The following is a 15,215-nucleotide window of genomic DNA, read 5'->3' on the forward strand; positions in this document are numbered from 1 at the left end:
TATTAGAGCGCGGCGGGAACCTGGACTCCCCGCCGCAGGAGAGCCTGCCAGGCTTCTTCGGCGGTATCGACGATGTCGAAGAGATTGATATCCGCCGGTGAGATAACGCCGTATTCCAGCATCACGTCGAAATTGATCACCCGGCTCCAGTAATCCTTCCCTACCAGCACGACCGGTGAGGCCTTGGCCTTGCCGGTCTGTTCCAGCGTCAGAATTTCGAACAATTCATCCATCGTGCCGAAGCCCCCGGGGAATACGGCCAAGGCCTTCGCCCGCATCGCCAGATGCATCTTCCGCATGGCGAAATAATGGAAGCGGAAGGTCAGCTCCGGCGTCGAATAGGCGTTGGGCTCCTGCTCGTGCTGCAGGGTGATGTTGAAGCCGATGGTCGGGGCACCGGCTTCCATCGCGCCTCGATTGGCGGCTTCCATGATGCCAGGTCCACCGCCTGTGGCGATCACATTGTCGCGCCAGCCATCGACTGGAGCGAGAGCACCGCCCCGTTCCGAAACCAGCCGACCAAAAGCTCGGGCCTCCTGATAGAAACGTGACAGCTTTTCCGCCCGCGTCGCCGCCGCTTCCGCAGCAGGATCGCCGTTCCGGGCCGTTGCCCGCAATGCCTCGACCTGTTCCGGCGATGGTGTGCGGGCGCTGCCGAAACAAATAATCGTCGACCGGACATGCCAATCGCGCAGCAGCAGATCGGCCTTGCTGTATTCCAGTGCGAAACGCAGGCCGCGCAATTCGCGGCGATTGAGCATGAAATCGGTATCTTCGGCCGGCAGGAGATAGCTGGGCGAAGTCTTCTGGCGGGTTGCGTCGGGCATTCCATTCTCTTCGAGCGGTCAAATGACTCGCCGCATCATAGCCCGATCGGACCAAAAAAAGCTTTACGTTCTATTGCATGCCGGGGTTGCCGGCCGGCGGCGCGAGAACCGGCCGCCGAAGGCGATGATGCATAATCCGATCATCAGGACGGAACCGCCGAGGGCCAAGCCATAAGTCACGGGCTCGCCTAGTTGCAGGATGCTCAGGATAACGCCGACCACCGGCATCAGAACCGAAAACGGCATTACCTCGTCGACCCGGTATCGCAACAGCAGCCGGTACCACAGTGTATAAGGCAGAACGCAGCCGATAAAGGCGAGGATCACCACGCCGATCCAGCTCGCTGTCGAAGTCGCCTGCAGCACCGACAACGGATTGCCTTCGAACAGCAGGGTGGCCACCCAAAGCTGCGGTGCGGCATAGCGCAGCAAGCCGGCATAGATCGCCAATCCGGAATCCTTTCCCCAAACAGCGATACCGACCTGGCCGCTCGCCCAGAACATGCCGCTGACCGCTACCAGCGCCACGCCGAAAAGCCGCCCTTCGGCATCCGGCTTGCCGATGACGATGGCGATGCCGATCAGCACCAGTGTCATGCCCAGCCAGTTGCGCAGGTTCGGCTTGTCGCGACCCACCGCCCAGGCCAACACCGCCGCGAAAGGGATTTGCAGTTGCAGGACCAGCATAGCGGTGGAGGCCGGCAGGATGGCGAGACCCGACAGCAGCATCGAGGCCTGGATGGTGCCGGCGGAGGCCGATATAAGAAGCAGATGCAGTGGCCGCGTTTTCAAGCGAGGCGCTGCCGGATAGAGCACCACCGCCGCCATGCTGTAAGAAAGCGCCATCAGAAGGATCGGCGAGATTTGCCCGACCAACGGCTTGGCCAGGGTCAGGACCGCACCCCATAGCACCTGGACCAGTATCGCTATACAGACGTCGACCGCCGACATGGTTTCCTCACATTTTTGTCGAGTTTAACGGTCAGACCGGCCGTGCTCACCTGATAAAAACGAATGGCGGGACGACTACCGACAGCTGTTGCGCACCGGGCTGCGATATGTCTGTACTGGATGTAACTGGGGCGCTGTCGGCTGGCGAAAACCGCTTTTCCTGCCCGGCGAAGCGGCTAGAATGCCGCCATCACCGCGATCAAGGATTGGGACCTTCCATGAGCAACGACGCAGCCGCCTTGCGCGGCAATTGGAATTATCCGACTTCCGTCAAATTCGGCTGCGGCCGCATCGTCGAATTGCCGGATCATTGCAAGGCATTGGGGATCAAGCGCCCCCTGCTGGTCACCGATCCCGGCCTGGCGGGCTTGCCGATGATCAAGGACGCCATCGCCCGGAACGAAGCGGCCGGTTTGCCGACCGGCCTGTTCAGCGACGTGCAGCCCAATCCGATCGGCAAGAATGTCGAAGAAGGTGTGAAGGTCTATAAGGCCGGCAAGCATGACGGGGTCATTGCCTGGGGCGGCGGCTCCGGCCTCGATGCCGCCAAGGCCGTCGCCTTCATGGCGGGCCAGACTCGGCCACTTTGGGACTTCGAGGATATCGGCGATTGGTGGACCCGCGCCGATGCCAATGCGATTGCCCCGATCATCGCCGTACCGACCACCTCCGGCACCGGTTCGGAAGTCGGTCGGGCCTCGGTCATCACAGATGAGGTCAATCATGTGAAGAAAATCATCTTCCACCCGAAGATGCTGCCTTCCATCGTGATCGACGATCCGGAGCTGACGGTCGGCCTGCCCCCGCATATCACCGCCGCCACCGGCATGGATGCGCTGTCGCATAACCTCGAAGCCTTCTGCGCCCCCGGCTATCACCCGCTGGCCGACGGTATCGCGCTTGAAGGCATGCGGCTGATCAAGGAATGGCTGCCGGTCGCGGTGAAGGACGGGAAGAACCTCGTCGCCCGCGCGCAGATGATGGCCGCCTCCAGCATGGGCGCCACTGCCTTCCAGAAAGGCCTTGGCGGCATGCATGCGATCAGTCATCCGCTGGGTGCGCTTTATCACACCCATCACGGCCTCACCAATGCGGTGGTCATGCCCTATGTGCTGGAATTCAATCGCAAGGTGATCGACGAAAAACTGACCGCTCTTGCCCGTTATCTGAACCTGCCCAATCCGTCCTTCCAGGCGGTGCAGAAATGGGTGCTGGATCTGCGCCAGGAAATCGGCATCCCGCATACCTTGCGTGACATCAAGGTCGACGACAAACAGGTCGATAAGGTGGCGGAGATGGCGGCGGTTGATCCTTCCGCCGGCGGCAATCCAATCAAGGTCGGTGCCGCCGAATTGCGGCAGATCTTTGTCGCTGCTTTGGACGGGAAGCTCTCTGCTTAAGGCATAGCGACAACTGCATCAAGGGGGCCGGTCTCGCAAGAGCCGGCCCTTTCTCGTTACCAATCCGCCAGCACGATCTTGCCGATCGTCCGGCCGGCTTCCAACTTGCCATGCGCGTGGGCGAGATTGGCGGCGTTGATCGGGCGCAAGATCTCCGTATCGGTTGGTGTCAGCACGCCCTTGTCGATCAGCACGGAGGTCTCACGCAACAAACGATGCTGTTCGATCATGTCCGGGGTCTGATGCGCCGACCGCGTGAACATGTATTCCCAGTGGAAACTGGCACTCTTATCCATCAGCGGCTGGAGATCCAGCGGCTTGGTCGCGCTAACGACGGCACAGATCCGCCCCTGCGGTGCGATCAGCGAGGACATGACGGGGAAATAGGTCGCGGTATCGCTGAGGCAAAGGATGTAATCCGGGACCGGCTGGGCGATATCTTTCAATTGCGCCGTCAGGTCCTTGCTGTGATCGACAATGTGATCTGCACCCAGCTTGCGGCACCAATCCGCGGATTGCGGACGAGATGCCGTTGCGATGACGCAGAGCCGCGCCAGTTTCTTCGCGAGCTGAATCGCCATCGAACCGACACCACCGGCACCACCGATAATCAGCAGGACCCGGCCGTCATGTTTGCCGGTACGGTCGATATCGAGCCGGTCAAACAAGGCTTCCCAGGCGGTCAATGTGGTCAAAGGCAGTGCTGCCGCGGTGGCGAAATCCAGTGATTTCGGCATCGGCCCGACGATACGCTCATCCACCAGATGGAACTGGCTGTTGGTGCCCGGACGCTTAATGCTGCCGGCATAAAATACCTTGTCGCCCGGCCGGAACATCGTCACCTCCGGCCCGATCCGGCTGACAATGCCGGCGGCGTCATAGCCAAGTATGTGAGGCGCACCATCGGTCGGGGCTACGCGCCCGCGCATCTTGTAGTCCACCGGATTGACCGAAACGGCCTTCACCTCGATCAACAGATCCCGTCCCTCGGCAACCGGCCTTGGCGTCTCGACCTCGACGAAACAGCTCGGATGGTCCGTCGGCAGATGGCGGCGAATGCCGATTGCTTTCATCATTTCCATGGCGCTTGACCTCGATTCTCAATCTCGCCCTTCGTCGGCTCTGTCTTATCTTGCCGTGCAATCGGCTACATGCAAGTGCGCTTCCTGCACTCGCAGATGCAGAATGGCGTACTGGTTATGCAAATATTGGTAGATTGACGTATCGTCCTATATCCGTTACATCCCCACCATCTTTGGGGAGTAGCCGCCCTCCAGTGAGAGGGGTTCGCATCAACAGACTCGGCCGAAACGGCTGTGGTGCGAGCGACGGCCGGTCCGGCGTTTCCGACGCCCCGGCAGCTTGGCGAGACCAATGACGTTGCTGCATCCGAATAGCCGGGGGTGCGGTGCGTCATGGTCATACCGGCTTGGGGATGTTTCCGCGATGAGTTTTCCCGTTCTTTTGGTACTGGCCCTCGGGCTTGCGGTGGATGCATTTGCCGCCGCCATTGCCAAGGGTGCAGCGGCGCGTCAGCATCGCTTGCGCGACGCGCTGAAAGTCGGCGCCACTTTCGGCGCCTGCGAGGCTCTGACGCCGGCGATCGGCTGGCTGCTCGGTACGGCGCTCAGTCGCTACATCGCTTCATATGACCATTGGGTGGCCTTCATCCTGCTGGCAGCAGTCGGCCTCCATCTCATCAAGGAAAGCCTCTCTCCGGCGGATGAGGCCGAGGAAGAAGCACCGCGCAATCATTTCAGCCCGCTCAAGCTCTTCCTGACCGGCATGGCCACCAGCATTGATGCCACAGCGGTCGGCGTCAGCCTGGCGGTGATCAAGGTCAATCTTTTTTATGCCTGCGTCGTGATCGGCGTCGTCAGCTTCGGCATGTCCACAATCGGCGTGATGATCGGCAAGAAGGCCGGCGCGCTGCTTGGCCGCAAGGCGGAAGCGGTCGGCGGTGTCGCCCTCATCGCCATCGGTGCCGGCATCCTGATCGAGCATCTGAGTGCGTGACATCGCGAAGAAAAGCCGCGCCAAGGAGAATTGAAATGCCAGCAACGGCGGATGCCATCGCCATACCCCAACTTGAGACCGAACGGTTGCTGCTGCGCGGGCACCAGGTGAAAGAATTCGAAGACTACGCCGCTATCTGGGGCGATCCTGTCGTGACGCGCTATATCGGCGGCCGTCCCCTCACCCGCGAGGAATGCTGGGCCCGGCTGTTAAGACATATCGGGCATTGGTCAGTCTTGGGACACGGCTATTGGGCAATTGAGGAGAAAGCGTCGAAACGCCTCATCGGCGAACTCGGCTTTGCCCAGTTCAAGCGGGACATCCAACCGGTGATCGAGTTCCCTGAACTCGGCTGGCTCCTGTCTTCCGCTGCGCATGGCAAGGGCTATGCAACGGAAGCCGTCCGCGCCGCTCTGGCCTGGGGCGATGAACATTTCGCCGGCGGCACGACCGCCTGCATCATCGATCCCGCCAATCGGGCCTCGCTCGGGGTCGCGGCGAAATGCGGATATCGGGAATTGCGGCAAGTGACCTATAAGGGTCACGAGATCACGATGCTCACGCGCTAACGATCGCGACGAAACGAGCTATCGGATCGCATCACCGCTCGCGCTGCGTAAGATTGGTATAACGGTCGTCGGCGGATTTGCGTTTCCGATTGGTGACCATTCGCTCGTGGAGTTCGCGGATCGCATTGCTGCCCGTCCGCATGAAGAGTCCAGGAACGGCTGCGTGCACCAAGCAGGCCAAGCTCGCTACGAACATCCGGCTGCCAAATCCGGCGGCGACGCAAAAATGCTCGAAATAACCTTCCTCGACCGAACGCGGATGCTTCAGAAACAGCTTGTCGAACATCAGAACTCTTCCTTCTGGTGATGCGGTAGCGGCGATACTACATCGATTTATGTGGAAATTTTTCCCGTTTTGATCCACGATTAGCGGAAAGTTTGAGATTTCATCCCAATAGTCCGGGATATCATGGTTCAAAATCATCATGCTAACCTTGACCGCCTCGATGCGCGGATCCTGGCCGCGGTGCAGGCCGATGCAGGACAGGCAATCGCCGATCTGGCCGCGACCGTGGGCTTGTCAGCCAATGCCTGCTGGCGTCGGGTCAAGCGGCTGGAAGAGCTGGGGATCATTCGCGGTCGGGTCGCGCTCCTGGATCCCGAAAAGATCGGCCTCGGGGTCACTGTCTTTGTTGCCGTCCGCACCAACGAACATAACGATGTCTGGCTGCGGCAATTCGCCGAAGCGGTGCAGCAAATTCCAGAAGTTGTCGAGTTCTACCGGATGAGCGGCGATATCGATTATCTGCTGAAGGTCGTGGTGGGGGATATCGGTCATTACGACCGGGTCTATAAACGCTTGATCAAATCCGTGAAGCTGACCGATGTCAGTTCCAGCTTCGCCATGGAGCAAATGAAATATACGACGGCCCTCCCAGTCCCGACAACGAGCGACACATGATCCTGCCGAGAGCCTCATCCAGCGACGAAAGAATAGATGCCACCTTTCGCAACGGCTCCATCACAGCGGTCGGTATCCTCACCGGCTTTTCCCTAGGCTATGTCAGCCAATGGGTATCCGACCCGTCACCGTGGGATATTTATGATCTCTTGGCCGTCTGCCCGCTGATCCTGGGCGTTATCATGCAGGTAATGGCTCTCGCCGCCTTGCTTTCCGTCACGTCCCTGTATCTTGGACATTACAACCGCGCCAAGAAGACCTTCCTGATTGGTCTGTTCCTGACAGCCATCGGCATAACGATTGCGGTGGGGCTGGACATTACCGGTTTTGGCAATACATCGCCGCCCGCTCACAGCGCGAACTGACCCCTCAGGTTTGCAGAAAAAAGGCGCGACTTGTGCCGCGCCTTTTTTCTCGCCAGATGGAGTTGTGCGTCCGGGCGTCAGCCCTGGAGCTTCGCTTTCAGACGCTCGTTCAACATCGCCGGATTGGCCTTGCCAGCGGTCGCCTTCATCACCTGGCCGACGAAGAAGCCGAACAGCTTGTCCTTGCCACCGCGATATTCGGCGACCTTGTCGGCATTCTTGGCCAGGATGTCGTCGATTGCCGCATCAATGGCGCCGGTATCCGTCACCTGACGCAGGCCCTTTTCCTCGACGATCGCCGGGGCCGATTTGCCGGTCTCCAGCATCGCCGCGAAGACTTCCTTGGCAATACGCCCGGAGATCGTGTTGTCCTGGATGAGACCGACCAGCTCACCGAGCTGCGGCGCCGAGATCGGGCTCTCGGTAATCGACTTTCCTTCCTTGTTGAGTAGGCCGAACAGTTCCGAAATGACCCAATTGGCGGTCAGCTTCGGATCGCGGCCCTTGGCGGCTTCCTCATAGAACTCCGCAGTTTCGCGCTCCGCCACCAGGACGCCGGCATCGTAATCGCTGAGGCCGAATTGCTTGACGAAACGATCATGCTTCGCATCCGGCAATTCCGGCAGGCCGGCCTTGATGCCATCGACGAAACCCTGTTCCAGAATCAGCGGCAGCAGGTCAGGATCGGGGAAGTAGCGATAATCATGCGCTTCTTCCTTCGACCGCATGGACCGCGTCTCGCCGCGATTGGGATCGTAGAGGCGCGTCTCCTGCTTGATCGTGCCGCCATCTTCGATGATTTCGATCTGACGCCGAGCCTCATGCTCGATCGCCTGGGCGACATAGCGGATCGAATTCACGTTCTTGATCTCGCAGCGCGTGCCATAAGGCTCGCCCGGCTTGCGCACCGAGACATTGACATCGCAGCGCATGGATCCTTCATCCATGTTGCCGTCGCAGGTCCCGAGATAGCGCAGGATCGAGCGCAGCTTCTTCAGATAAGCCGCCGCTTCGTCCGAAGAGCGCATATCCGGCTCGGAGACGATTTCCATCAACGCCACACCGGCACGATTGAGATCGATATAGCTCTTCGACGGATGCTGGTCGTGCAGGCTCTTGCCCGCATCCTGTTCGAGATGCAGGCGCGTGATGCCGACCTCGCGGCGCGAGCCATCCGGCAGGTCGAGAATGATCGTGCCCTTGCCGACGATCGGCTGCGTGTACTGCGAGATCTGATAGCCGGCGGGCAGATCGGCATAGAAATAGTTCTTGCGATCGAACACCGATTTCAGATTGATCTGCGCATTCAGGCCAAGCCCGGTGCGCACCGCCTGCTCCACACAGACCTCGTTGATCACCGGGAGCATGCCCGGAAAGGCCGCGTCGACCAGGCTGACCTGGCTGTTCGGCTCGGCGCCGAATGCGGTGGCGGCGCCGGAGAAGAGCTTGGCCTTGGAGATGACCTGGGCATGCACTTCCAGACCCAGCACCACTTCCCACATGCCGGTGCGGCCTTCGATCAGGTTCTTCGTGTTATCGCTCATCGTCTTTCCCTCCGGCATCTCAGTAACCAGCCGGAACGGCAGTGAAATTCGCCGACTTCTCGACGACCTGGCCGACGCGGAACAAGGTTTCCTCATCAAAGGCGCGGCCGATCAGCTGCAAGCCAAGCGGCAGGCCCTGGCTGTCAAGACCGGCTGGCACCGAAATGCCAGGCAAACCGGCGAGGTTGACCGTCACGGTAAAGACGTCGTTGAGATACATGGCGATCGGATCATCGCTGTTCTCATCGACACCGAATGCCGCCGACGGGGTCGAGGGCGTCAGAATCACATCGACATCCTTGAAGGCTTCGGTGAAGTCACGGGCAATCAAGGCGCGCAGACGCTGCGCCTTCAGGTAATAAGCGTCGTAATAGCCGGCCGAGAGCACATAGGTGCCGATCATCACGCGGCGCTTCACTTCCTTGCCGAAGCCGGCGGCGCGCGTCAGTTCATACATCTCATCCAGCGTCTTGCCGGGCACACGCAGGCCGAAGCGCACGCCATCGTAACGCGCGAGATTCGACGAGGCTTCCGCCGGGGCGATGATGTAATAGGTGGGCAAGGCATATTTGGTATGCGGCAGGTTGATCTCTTTGATCTCCGCCCCCGCCGCCTTCAGCCAGGCAACGCCGTCATCCCACAATTTGGCGATTTCCGGCGACAGGCCATCGAGCCGGTATTCCTTGGGGATACCGACCTTGAGGCCGCGGATATCGCCGGTCAGCGCCTTGCGGAAATCCGGCACGGCCACATCCACCGATGTCGAATCCTTCGGATCATGGCCCGCCATGGCATTCAGCATGATGGCGCAATCCTCAACCGAACGCGCCATCGGACCTGCCTGGTCGAGCGACGAGGCAAAAGCCACAATGCCCCAGCGCGAGCAACGGCCATAAGTCGGCTTGATGCCGGTCGTACCCGTGAAGGCGCAAGGCTGGCGGATCGAGCCGCCCGTATCGGTACCGGTCGCCGCCATGGCGAGCCGCGCGGCAACCGCCGCCGCCGAGCCGCCGGAGGAACCGCCCGGCACCAGCTTCACATCGCTGCCGCCCTGGGCGCTCCCTCGGCGCTTCCAGGGATTGGTCGCCGGACCATGATAGGAGGTCTCGTTGCTGGACCCCATGGCGAATTCATCCATGTTAAGCTTGCCCAGCATCACCGCGCCGTGCCGCCACAGATTGGCCGTCACGGTCGATTCATAGGTCGGCTTGAAACCATCGAGGATATGCGAGCCCGCCGTGGTCAGGACACCTTCGGTGCAGAAGAGATCCTTGATGCCGATCGGCAGACCGTCCATCAGGCCATTGGCCTCGCCCTTGGCGCGGCGCTGATCGGCAGCCTCTGCCATTGACCGCGCCTTGTCCGGCGTTTCGGTGATATAGGCGTTGAGGCCGCGATGCTTTTCCATCGCCGCGAGATAGGCATCCGTCAGCTCGCGCGACGAGAATTTCTTGGCCTTCAGCCCTTCCAGGGCGGCGGCCATCGTCAAATGTGTCAGTTCGCTCATGATCGGATCGATCCGTTATTCGACAACTTTGGGAACGGTGAAGAAGCCATGGGCCGGCTCCGGCGCATTGGCCAGGATTTTGTCCGGCATGGCGCCATCATTGACCACATCTTGCCGTTGCGGCAGGCCACGTTGCTCGACACCCGTCATCGGTTCTACGCCCGTCGTATCGACCTCGTTCAATTGCTCGATCCAGGTCATGATTCCGTTCAGTTCCTTGGCCAGACCGGCCAGATCCTGTTCGGGCACGCGGATGCGCGCTAGAGTGGCGATATGGGCGACAGCTTTGGTGTCCAATGACATCGGGCAACCCGTTCTGTTCAAGTCTCGAGAAACGCTAAAAAGCGCGGCGGAACCTAGCATCCGGCCGGCCCTTTCCGCAACCGCCGCGCGGCCGGAAACAGACGCCAGCCTGCGTCTATTGCTGCCAGTAGAGCTGGGCCAGGGTAAAGACACCAAAGGCCATCAGGGCCAAACCGGCCCCGCGGTTGATGCGGGTAAGCCCCTGGGTGCCGATCCGGTGGCGGATCAGGCCGACCACCACGCACAGCGTAAGCCACCAGGCGGCGGCACCGATGAACACGCCGAAAATCAGCGCTGGCACCGTTTCCAGGGCATAACCGCCACCCGCCGTCACCCCGGCAAAAACGGCTGCGAAGGAGAGGATGGTGGAGGGATTGGCCAGCGTCAGCAGCATCGTGACGAAAAATTCCGCCAACAGCCCGCTCGGTACCTTTTCGCCGTTTTCCGGCTGAATCACTCGCTTGCGACTGAGATAGATGCCGAACAGGATGAGAAAAACACCGGCTCCAAGCTTGAACCAGACCTGCTCCATCCGCAGGATATTGCCGACCAGACTGATCGCCAGGGCACCCACGGCCGCGAAGATCGTATCGGCCACCGCCGCACCCAATCCGGCGCAGAATCCGGCCAAGCGCCCCTTTTCGAGGGTCGTGCGGATGCAAAGCATGCCGATCGGACCGACCGGTGCCGCAACGGCAAAGCCGATCGCCGCACCCTGGATCCAGATCCAGCTATGCATCAGGAGAAGATCGATCATGCCGCGGGCTGCACCAGGGAGATGGTCAGTCGCCTGCGATTATCCGCCGGACAGCATGTAACCCTGCCCGGTCCAAAGGAAATGCAGCTCGTGTTGAAGGCAGCCCGCATGATCGAAGTTTACGCAATCCCTACTGTGGTATGCCGATGAGTAAGCTGAATGAGGATCAGCGACAAGTATTTTATCCAATCGAGAATTTTTGCCGCAGGCTGCCCGCAAAGCTGCCGCAAAAATGCCCCGAAGACATGTTTCTTAATAAACTGATTCTCCAGGCTTGGAGACGCAACAATCCCTTGATAGCCTTATGGAACAAGGCGATCAGACGCAGATCGGTAACTCGGAACCGGATGGACCAGCAAGTGACGATGCAGCGACCGGTTGCTTTCCCCCTTCTCAGAAGATTTTTACCCCGGGTCGTCGGAACCCTCTTGCTCGCGAATTTCCTGCTGCCCAATGCTCTGGTATTCATTTCGTCGGCGGCGGCCGACAGCCCATCCGGCAACCTGCAGCGGACCGCCACCGATTCGCCCCAGGACCTCGTTGTACCCGGGGCCAAACCGATCACCGATCCGGCGGCGATCAAGGCCAAGCTCGATAACATCACCATTTACGGCCGCTACAACGATACCGGCGAAGACTGGATCGAATATCACCTCAGCGATGGCCGCTCGGCCTATTGGGAGAAAGGTTGCACTTATCCCGGCAAATGGTGGATCGATAACGGACAGGTCTGCTACGCCTATCCGAATTACCGCAACAATGCGCCGAACTGCTTCATCATGTTCGTTCGGCCGGATGGCGGCGTGCAATTCGTTTCCATCTTCGACAACGGTCAGGCCTATCTCGCCTCAAGCAGCGTCAAGATGACGACGGGCAATGACGCGCATTTGCCCGTCGGCGGCATCAGCCCCTGTGTTGGCGTCTGAGGTGGCGGCGTCCGACCGCTGTCCGGCCGTCACGCTTCCGCAAACGCGGTTTCCAGCACCTGCATCAGGTGATCGGCATTCGCCTGCGAGAAGATCATTGCCGGCCGCAGCTTGATCACGTTGTCATAGGGTCCGTCGGTTCCCATCAGCACACCGAGCTCGCGGGCCTTCTGGACGATTCGTCCGGCACGCTCCGTCGCCGGATTCTTGCTGGCCCGGTCTTCCACTAGATCGAGGCCGAGAAACAGACCCGATCCCCGCACGTCGCCAATTTCCGGATAGCGTTCCGCCAACCGCTGCATCCGGGCAATGAGGTCGTTACCGATATTGAGCGCATTCTGCCGCAGGTGGTCCCGCTCGATGATCTCCAGCACTTTCAGGCCGATCGCACAGGACACCGCATTACCGCCGAAGGTGTTGAAATATTCCATCCCATTGGCAAATGAATCGGCGATCTCTGCCGTGGTCACCAAAGCCGCCAGCGGATGGCCATTGCCGATCGGCTTGCCCATGGTGACGATATCCGGCACGACACCTTGGCTCTCGAAGGCCCACATATGGGTGCCGATGCGGCCGAAGCCGACTTGTACCTCATCGGCGATGACCAGGCCGCCGGCGGCGCGGATATCGCGATAGACTTCCTTGAGGTATCCCGGCGGCAGTACGATCTGACCGCCGACGCTTGGCATCGATTCGGCGATGAAGCCGGCGGGCTTACGGCCCTGCGCCGCCATGGCCGCAAGCCGGTCGCGTACCGATTGAGCGAAACGTATGCCGTGCTCTGCGACCGGCCAGTCGGCCGGTGCGCGATAGCTGTCCGGCAGAGCCGCTTCCCAGACATGATCCGGTTTCCCCGCGCCACCCTTGCGCTTGTATTTGTAAGGGCTGATTTCGATCAGCGAGCTGAGATGGCCATGATAGGCCCAATCCAATGCCACCATATCCCGCTTGCCGGTATGGGCACCCGCCATGCGCAGGGCAAGGTCATTGGCCTCGCTGCCGGTACAGACGAAGCCGCAAACCCGCAGCGGGGCCGGCAATGTGGCCGTCAGACGCTCGGCATAATCGATGATCGTGTCATGCAGATAGCGGGTATTGGTGTTGAGCAGCGCCGCCTGCCGCGCCAGGACCTCGATGATCTCCGGATGGCTGTGACCGAGATGCGCGACATTGTTGTAGCAATCGAGATAGGCCCTGCCTTGCGCATCGATCAGCCAGACGCCATCACCGCGGACGATCTTCAACGGCTGGCGATAGGAGATGCTGAGATTGCGCAGCAATTGCTGGCGGCGCGCCGTAACGATCTCTTCAACCTCGCGGCCGGTCTGATCGAAAACCTCGTCCGACAGGCCGGCGAGATAGCGGGGATCCGGAAAGAGATCGGCCCAGACATCGAGATAGGCGCTTTCACCAACGCCGATAGTCTCCGCCGCGCTCGCCGGTTCGTAGGTTACGAGTTGCAAATGCAGATGCGGCAGCCAGTTGCCGTTTTCATGCGTATCGCCGATCCAGGCAAAAACCTCGCCGGCCGCAACCCGAGCGCCCAGTTTCAACCTCTTGGTCGTCTTCGACGCCAGATGTCCCCATAGGCTGAAGAAGCGCAGACCGGGTTCTGGCTCATGCTCCAGCAATATCGCACAGCCATAATCGAGCGGCTCTTCCGAGACATAGATGTCCTTCACGATGCCGTCGAGCGGTGCATGCAGGACGCTATCGGGTGCGACAAACAGATCGAGGCCGATATGCACCGTCCGGCGCGACCTTTTATCAAGCAGCGAGACAAAAGCGGGGCTTGAATAGATCGACCGTTCCTCACCCCAGGGACCGATGCCAAGCTCGACGCCGTGCTGTGCCGCCATGCGCGCCCAGATCGCTTGCGCCTCATCGGGCCGCTTATCGGCCGAGGCAATGGCGATTGCATCGGTTTTCCGTCCGAGCGGCACGAGGCCCTTTTCCGACAGCGCTGGATGCCGATCGAAAATCGCCGCGAATTTAGAATGGTTATTTTTGATCCACTGGACGGTTTTTTTGGCACCGACAACAGCCTCAAAACCGCAAGCACGGCGCAGGATACCCGTCGCCAGAACCGGGTTCATGGCGCCAAGCTGCCGCAACAGCGTCCAGGCCGGGCCCTCGCTGATGCTGAGATAGGCATTGTCCTTCGCCCGTTCGCGGCGCGATGCCGAGATGGTGACGCTGGTCACCAGACGCATGGCGATCAGATCGTAAAGCAGATCGATTTCCGCTTCCTGCAACGGCAGATGCCGATGATAGGCAGCGACAATCTGCCCGGCGGCGGTCAGTGGCGCGTCGCTGTCGAGAATTGCATAGGCGCAAGCGATCGCCAGCTCACCGATCAGGGCGCTATGCATCGCATCGCCGAAATCGATGATCCCGGTGATCGCCGCACCGGGCGCATCGACCAGCAGATTATAGTCATTAGGATCGTTGTGAATGACCGAGGCGCGCAGCCGCTGCAAACGCGCTGCAACCTTTTCATCGAAGCGGTTCAAGAAGCTTTCCACCAGCTCCCGGTCCGCGGCATCGTCGATGTGATGCAGCCGGCTGCGAGACCTGCCAGCCTGGCGGATATCCCAATCGAGATCGCAGAAGGCGCCGGGATGGCCGAAGCTTTGCAAAGCCGCATCCATGCGGCCAAGGAGATCCCCCAGACTGCCCAGAAGCTGCGGCGTTTTCACCGCCTGCGCGAAGGGCTCCCCGGGCAAATAGCCGACCAGCCGCACGAAATGCCGGACACCATCTGTTCCCTCGACTTGCGCAAGCAGCCGGCCATCCAGGCTGCGGCGGATATGCGGCACCGGCAAGCTGGGATCGACAGTTGCCAGATGCTGCAGCATGGCGCATTGAAATTCCAGGCGATCCGGCTGTTCCAGGGCATTGGCGATCTTGAGGATCCAGGCCGTGCCATCCGTCTCGACCAGTTTGACATTCTGGTCCCGCTCGCTGTCCAGCGGGCTCAGCCTGCCCGAGAGACCATAGACACGTTTGGCGATATCGCCGATCTGCGCCAGGGTGAAGGCAGGCGGCGGGCTGCTCAGGATCGATGCGGGCTGGTCCATTTGGGGTGGTCCTATCGGCTTGCGAAATATTGCGGAATCTGCGACCTCTGGCGCCACAAGACAACTGCC

The 15,215-nt window shown here is 60.4% G+C and carries 15 protein-coding genes and 1 riboswitch; of the genes, 6 read left to right on the forward strand and 9 right to left on the reverse strand.

Annotated features, from left to right (window positions below):
- Window positions 1-2: 2 nt before the first annotated feature.
- Both SMD27_RS13255 and SMD27_RS13260 read right to left on the reverse strand, forming a co-directional pair.
- Entirely contained in the window at window positions 3-827 is an 825-nt protein-coding gene (locus SMD27_RS13255; RefSeq protein ID WP_320508881.1) for an LOG family protein, read from the reverse strand.
- Window positions 828-890: 63 nt separating this feature from the next.
- A complete protein-coding gene (locus tag SMD27_RS13260) occupies window positions 891-1,778 on the reverse strand; it encodes a DMT family transporter (protein WP_320508882.1) in 888 nt (295 codons plus the stop codon).
- Window positions 1,779-1,996: 218 nt separating this feature from the next.
- On the opposite strand from SMD27_RS13260, the gene SMD27_RS13265 reads away from it, so the two are divergent.
- Window positions 1,997-3,178 (forward strand): iron-containing alcohol dehydrogenase, encoded by a 1,182-nt coding sequence (locus SMD27_RS13265; RefSeq protein WP_320508883.1) that lies wholly within the window; start codon window positions 1,997-1,999, stop codon window positions 3,176-3,178.
- 56 nt (window positions 3,179-3,234) lie between these two features.
- Here SMD27_RS13265 and SMD27_RS13270 read toward each other — a convergent pair whose 3' ends face one another.
- Window positions 3,235-4,260: a zinc-binding alcohol dehydrogenase family protein gene (locus tag SMD27_RS13270; RefSeq protein ID WP_452094336.1), complete on the reverse strand. Its 1,026-nt coding sequence runs from the start codon at window positions 4,258-4,260 to the stop codon at window positions 3,235-3,237.
- A 163-nt stretch (window positions 4,261-4,423) separates the two neighbouring features.
- Window positions 4,424-4,619: riboswitch (yybP-ykoY riboswitch) on the forward strand.
- Window positions 4,620-4,624: 5 nt separating this feature from the next.
- Here SMD27_RS13270 and SMD27_RS13275 point away from each other — a divergent pair.
- A complete protein-coding gene (locus SMD27_RS13275) occupies window positions 4,625-5,194 on the forward strand; it encodes a manganese efflux pump MntP (protein WP_320508884.1) in 570 nt (189 codons plus the stop codon).
- A gap of 35 nt (window positions 5,195-5,229) precedes the next feature.
- Window positions 5,230-5,763 carry a GNAT family N-acetyltransferase gene (locus tag SMD27_RS13280; protein ID WP_320508885.1) on the forward strand — a complete coding sequence of 178 codons (534 nt, stop codon included), beginning with the start codon at window positions 5,230-5,232 and terminating at the stop codon, window positions 5,761-5,763.
- A 31-nt stretch (window positions 5,764-5,794) separates the two neighbouring features.
- Here SMD27_RS13280 and SMD27_RS24170 read toward each other — a convergent pair whose 3' ends face one another.
- On the reverse strand, window positions 5,795-6,190 hold the full coding sequence (locus SMD27_RS24170) for a DUF6356 family protein (protein WP_407651921.1): 396 nt from the start codon (window positions 6,188-6,190) through the stop codon (window positions 5,795-5,797).
- Here SMD27_RS24170 and SMD27_RS13290 point away from each other — a divergent pair.
- Together SMD27_RS13290 and SMD27_RS13295 are read left to right on the forward strand one after the other, a co-directional pair.
- Window positions 6,173-6,664: an Lrp/AsnC family transcriptional regulator gene (locus SMD27_RS13290; protein WP_320508887.1), complete on the forward strand. Its 492-nt coding sequence runs from the start codon at window positions 6,173-6,175 to the stop codon at window positions 6,662-6,664. The two genes, SMD27_RS24170 and SMD27_RS13290, sit on opposite strands and share 18 nt — an antisense overlap.
- Window positions 6,661-7,029, forward strand: a complete 369-nt coding sequence (locus SMD27_RS13295) for a hypothetical protein (RefSeq protein ID WP_320508888.1) — start codon at window positions 6,661-6,663, stop codon at window positions 7,027-7,029. Before SMD27_RS13290 ends, SMD27_RS13295 begins: the two co-directional genes overlap by 4 nt.
- A gap of 77 nt (window positions 7,030-7,106) precedes the next feature.
- Here SMD27_RS13295 and gatB read toward each other — a convergent pair whose 3' ends face one another.
- The 4 genes from gatB to SMD27_RS13315 form a co-directional block, all read right to left on the reverse strand.
- Window positions 7,107-8,573 (reverse strand): Asp-tRNA(Asn)/Glu-tRNA(Gln) amidotransferase subunit GatB, encoded by a 1,467-nt coding sequence (gene gatB / locus SMD27_RS13300; protein ID WP_320508889.1) that lies wholly within the window; start codon window positions 8,571-8,573, stop codon window positions 7,107-7,109.
- 19 nt (window positions 8,574-8,592) lie between these two features.
- The gene (gatA, locus tag SMD27_RS13305) at window positions 8,593-10,080 is read right to left on the reverse strand and encodes an Asp-tRNA(Asn)/Glu-tRNA(Gln) amidotransferase subunit GatA (protein ID WP_320508890.1); all 1,488 of its coding nucleotides are present in this window, start codon (window positions 10,078-10,080) and stop codon (window positions 8,593-8,595) included.
- Window positions 10,081-10,095: 15 nt separating this feature from the next.
- Window positions 10,096-10,383, reverse strand: coding sequence for an Asp-tRNA(Asn)/Glu-tRNA(Gln) amidotransferase subunit GatC (gene gatC, locus SMD27_RS13310; RefSeq protein WP_320508891.1), 288 nt, complete (start codon window positions 10,381-10,383; stop codon window positions 10,096-10,098).
- Between the two features lie 115 nt (window positions 10,384-10,498).
- Window positions 10,499-11,140, reverse strand: a complete 642-nt coding sequence (locus tag SMD27_RS13315) for a LysE family translocator (RefSeq protein WP_320508892.1) — start codon at window positions 11,138-11,140, stop codon at window positions 10,499-10,501.
- A gap of 428 nt (window positions 11,141-11,568) precedes the next feature.
- Here SMD27_RS13315 and SMD27_RS13320 point away from each other — a divergent pair, with 428 nt between their 5' ends.
- Window positions 11,569-12,066 carry a hypothetical protein gene (locus SMD27_RS13320; RefSeq protein ID WP_320508893.1) on the forward strand — a complete coding sequence of 166 codons (498 nt, stop codon included), beginning with the start codon at window positions 11,569-11,571 and terminating at the stop codon, window positions 12,064-12,066.
- Between the two features lie 29 nt (window positions 12,067-12,095).
- Here SMD27_RS13320 and SMD27_RS13325 read toward each other — a convergent pair whose 3' ends face one another.
- Complete coding sequence (locus tag SMD27_RS13325) at window positions 12,096-15,146, reverse strand: aminotransferase class III-fold pyridoxal phosphate-dependent enzyme (protein ID WP_320508894.1); 3,051 nt, start codon at window positions 15,144-15,146, stop codon at window positions 12,096-12,098.
- Window positions 15,147-15,215 lie beyond the last annotated feature (69 nt).

The organism is Dongia soli, from assembly GCF_034044715.1.
GTDB classification, from domain to species: domain Bacteria; phylum Pseudomonadota; class Alphaproteobacteria; order Dongiales; family Dongiaceae; genus Dongia_B; species Dongia_B soli.

Bases quoted from the DNA above. Each gene is read 5' to 3' on its own strand.
- SMD27_RS13255 (WP_320508881.1), bottom strand. From the start codon at position 827: ATGCCCGACGCAACCCGCCAGAAGACTTCGCCCAGCTATCTCCTGCCG.
- SMD27_RS13260 (WP_320508882.1), bottom strand. From the start codon at position 1,778: ATGTCGGCGGTCGACGTCTGTATAGCGATACTGGTCCAGGTGCTATGG.
- SMD27_RS13265 (WP_320508883.1), top strand. From the start codon at position 1,997: ATGAGCAACGACGCAGCCGCCTTGCGCGGCAATTGGAATTATCCGACT.
- SMD27_RS13270 (WP_452094336.1), bottom strand. From the start codon at position 4,260: ATGGAAATGATGAAAGCAATCGGCATTCGCCGCCATCTGCCGACGGAC.
- SMD27_RS13275 (WP_320508884.1), top strand. From the start codon at position 4,625: ATGAGTTTTCCCGTTCTTTTGGTACTGGCCCTCGGGCTTGCGGTGGAT.
- SMD27_RS13280 (WP_320508885.1), top strand. From the start codon at position 5,230: ATGCCAGCAACGGCGGATGCCATCGCCATACCCCAACTTGAGACCGAA.
- SMD27_RS13290 (WP_320508887.1), top strand. From the start codon at position 6,173: ATGGTTCAAAATCATCATGCTAACCTTGACCGCCTCGATGCGCGGATC.
- SMD27_RS24170 (WP_407651921.1), bottom strand. From the start codon at position 6,190: ATGATGATTTTGAACCATGATATCCCGGACTATTGGGATGAAATCTCA.
- SMD27_RS13295 (WP_320508888.1), top strand. From the start codon at position 6,661: ATGATCCTGCCGAGAGCCTCATCCAGCGACGAAAGAATAGATGCCACC.
- gatB (WP_320508889.1), bottom strand. From the start codon at position 8,573: ATGAGCGATAACACGAAGAACCTGATCGAAGGCCGCACCGGCATGTGG.
- gatA (WP_320508890.1), bottom strand. From the start codon at position 10,080: ATGAGCGAACTGACACATTTGACGATGGCCGCCGCCCTGGAAGGGCTG.
- gatC (WP_320508891.1), bottom strand. From the start codon at position 10,383: ATGTCATTGGACACCAAAGCTGTCGCCCATATCGCCACTCTAGCGCGC.
- SMD27_RS13315 (WP_320508892.1), bottom strand. From the start codon at position 11,140: ATGATCGATCTTCTCCTGATGCATAGCTGGATCTGGATCCAGGGTGCG.
- SMD27_RS13325 (WP_320508894.1), bottom strand. From the start codon at position 15,146: ATGGACCAGCCCGCATCGATCCTGAGCAGCCCGCCGCCTGCCTTCACC.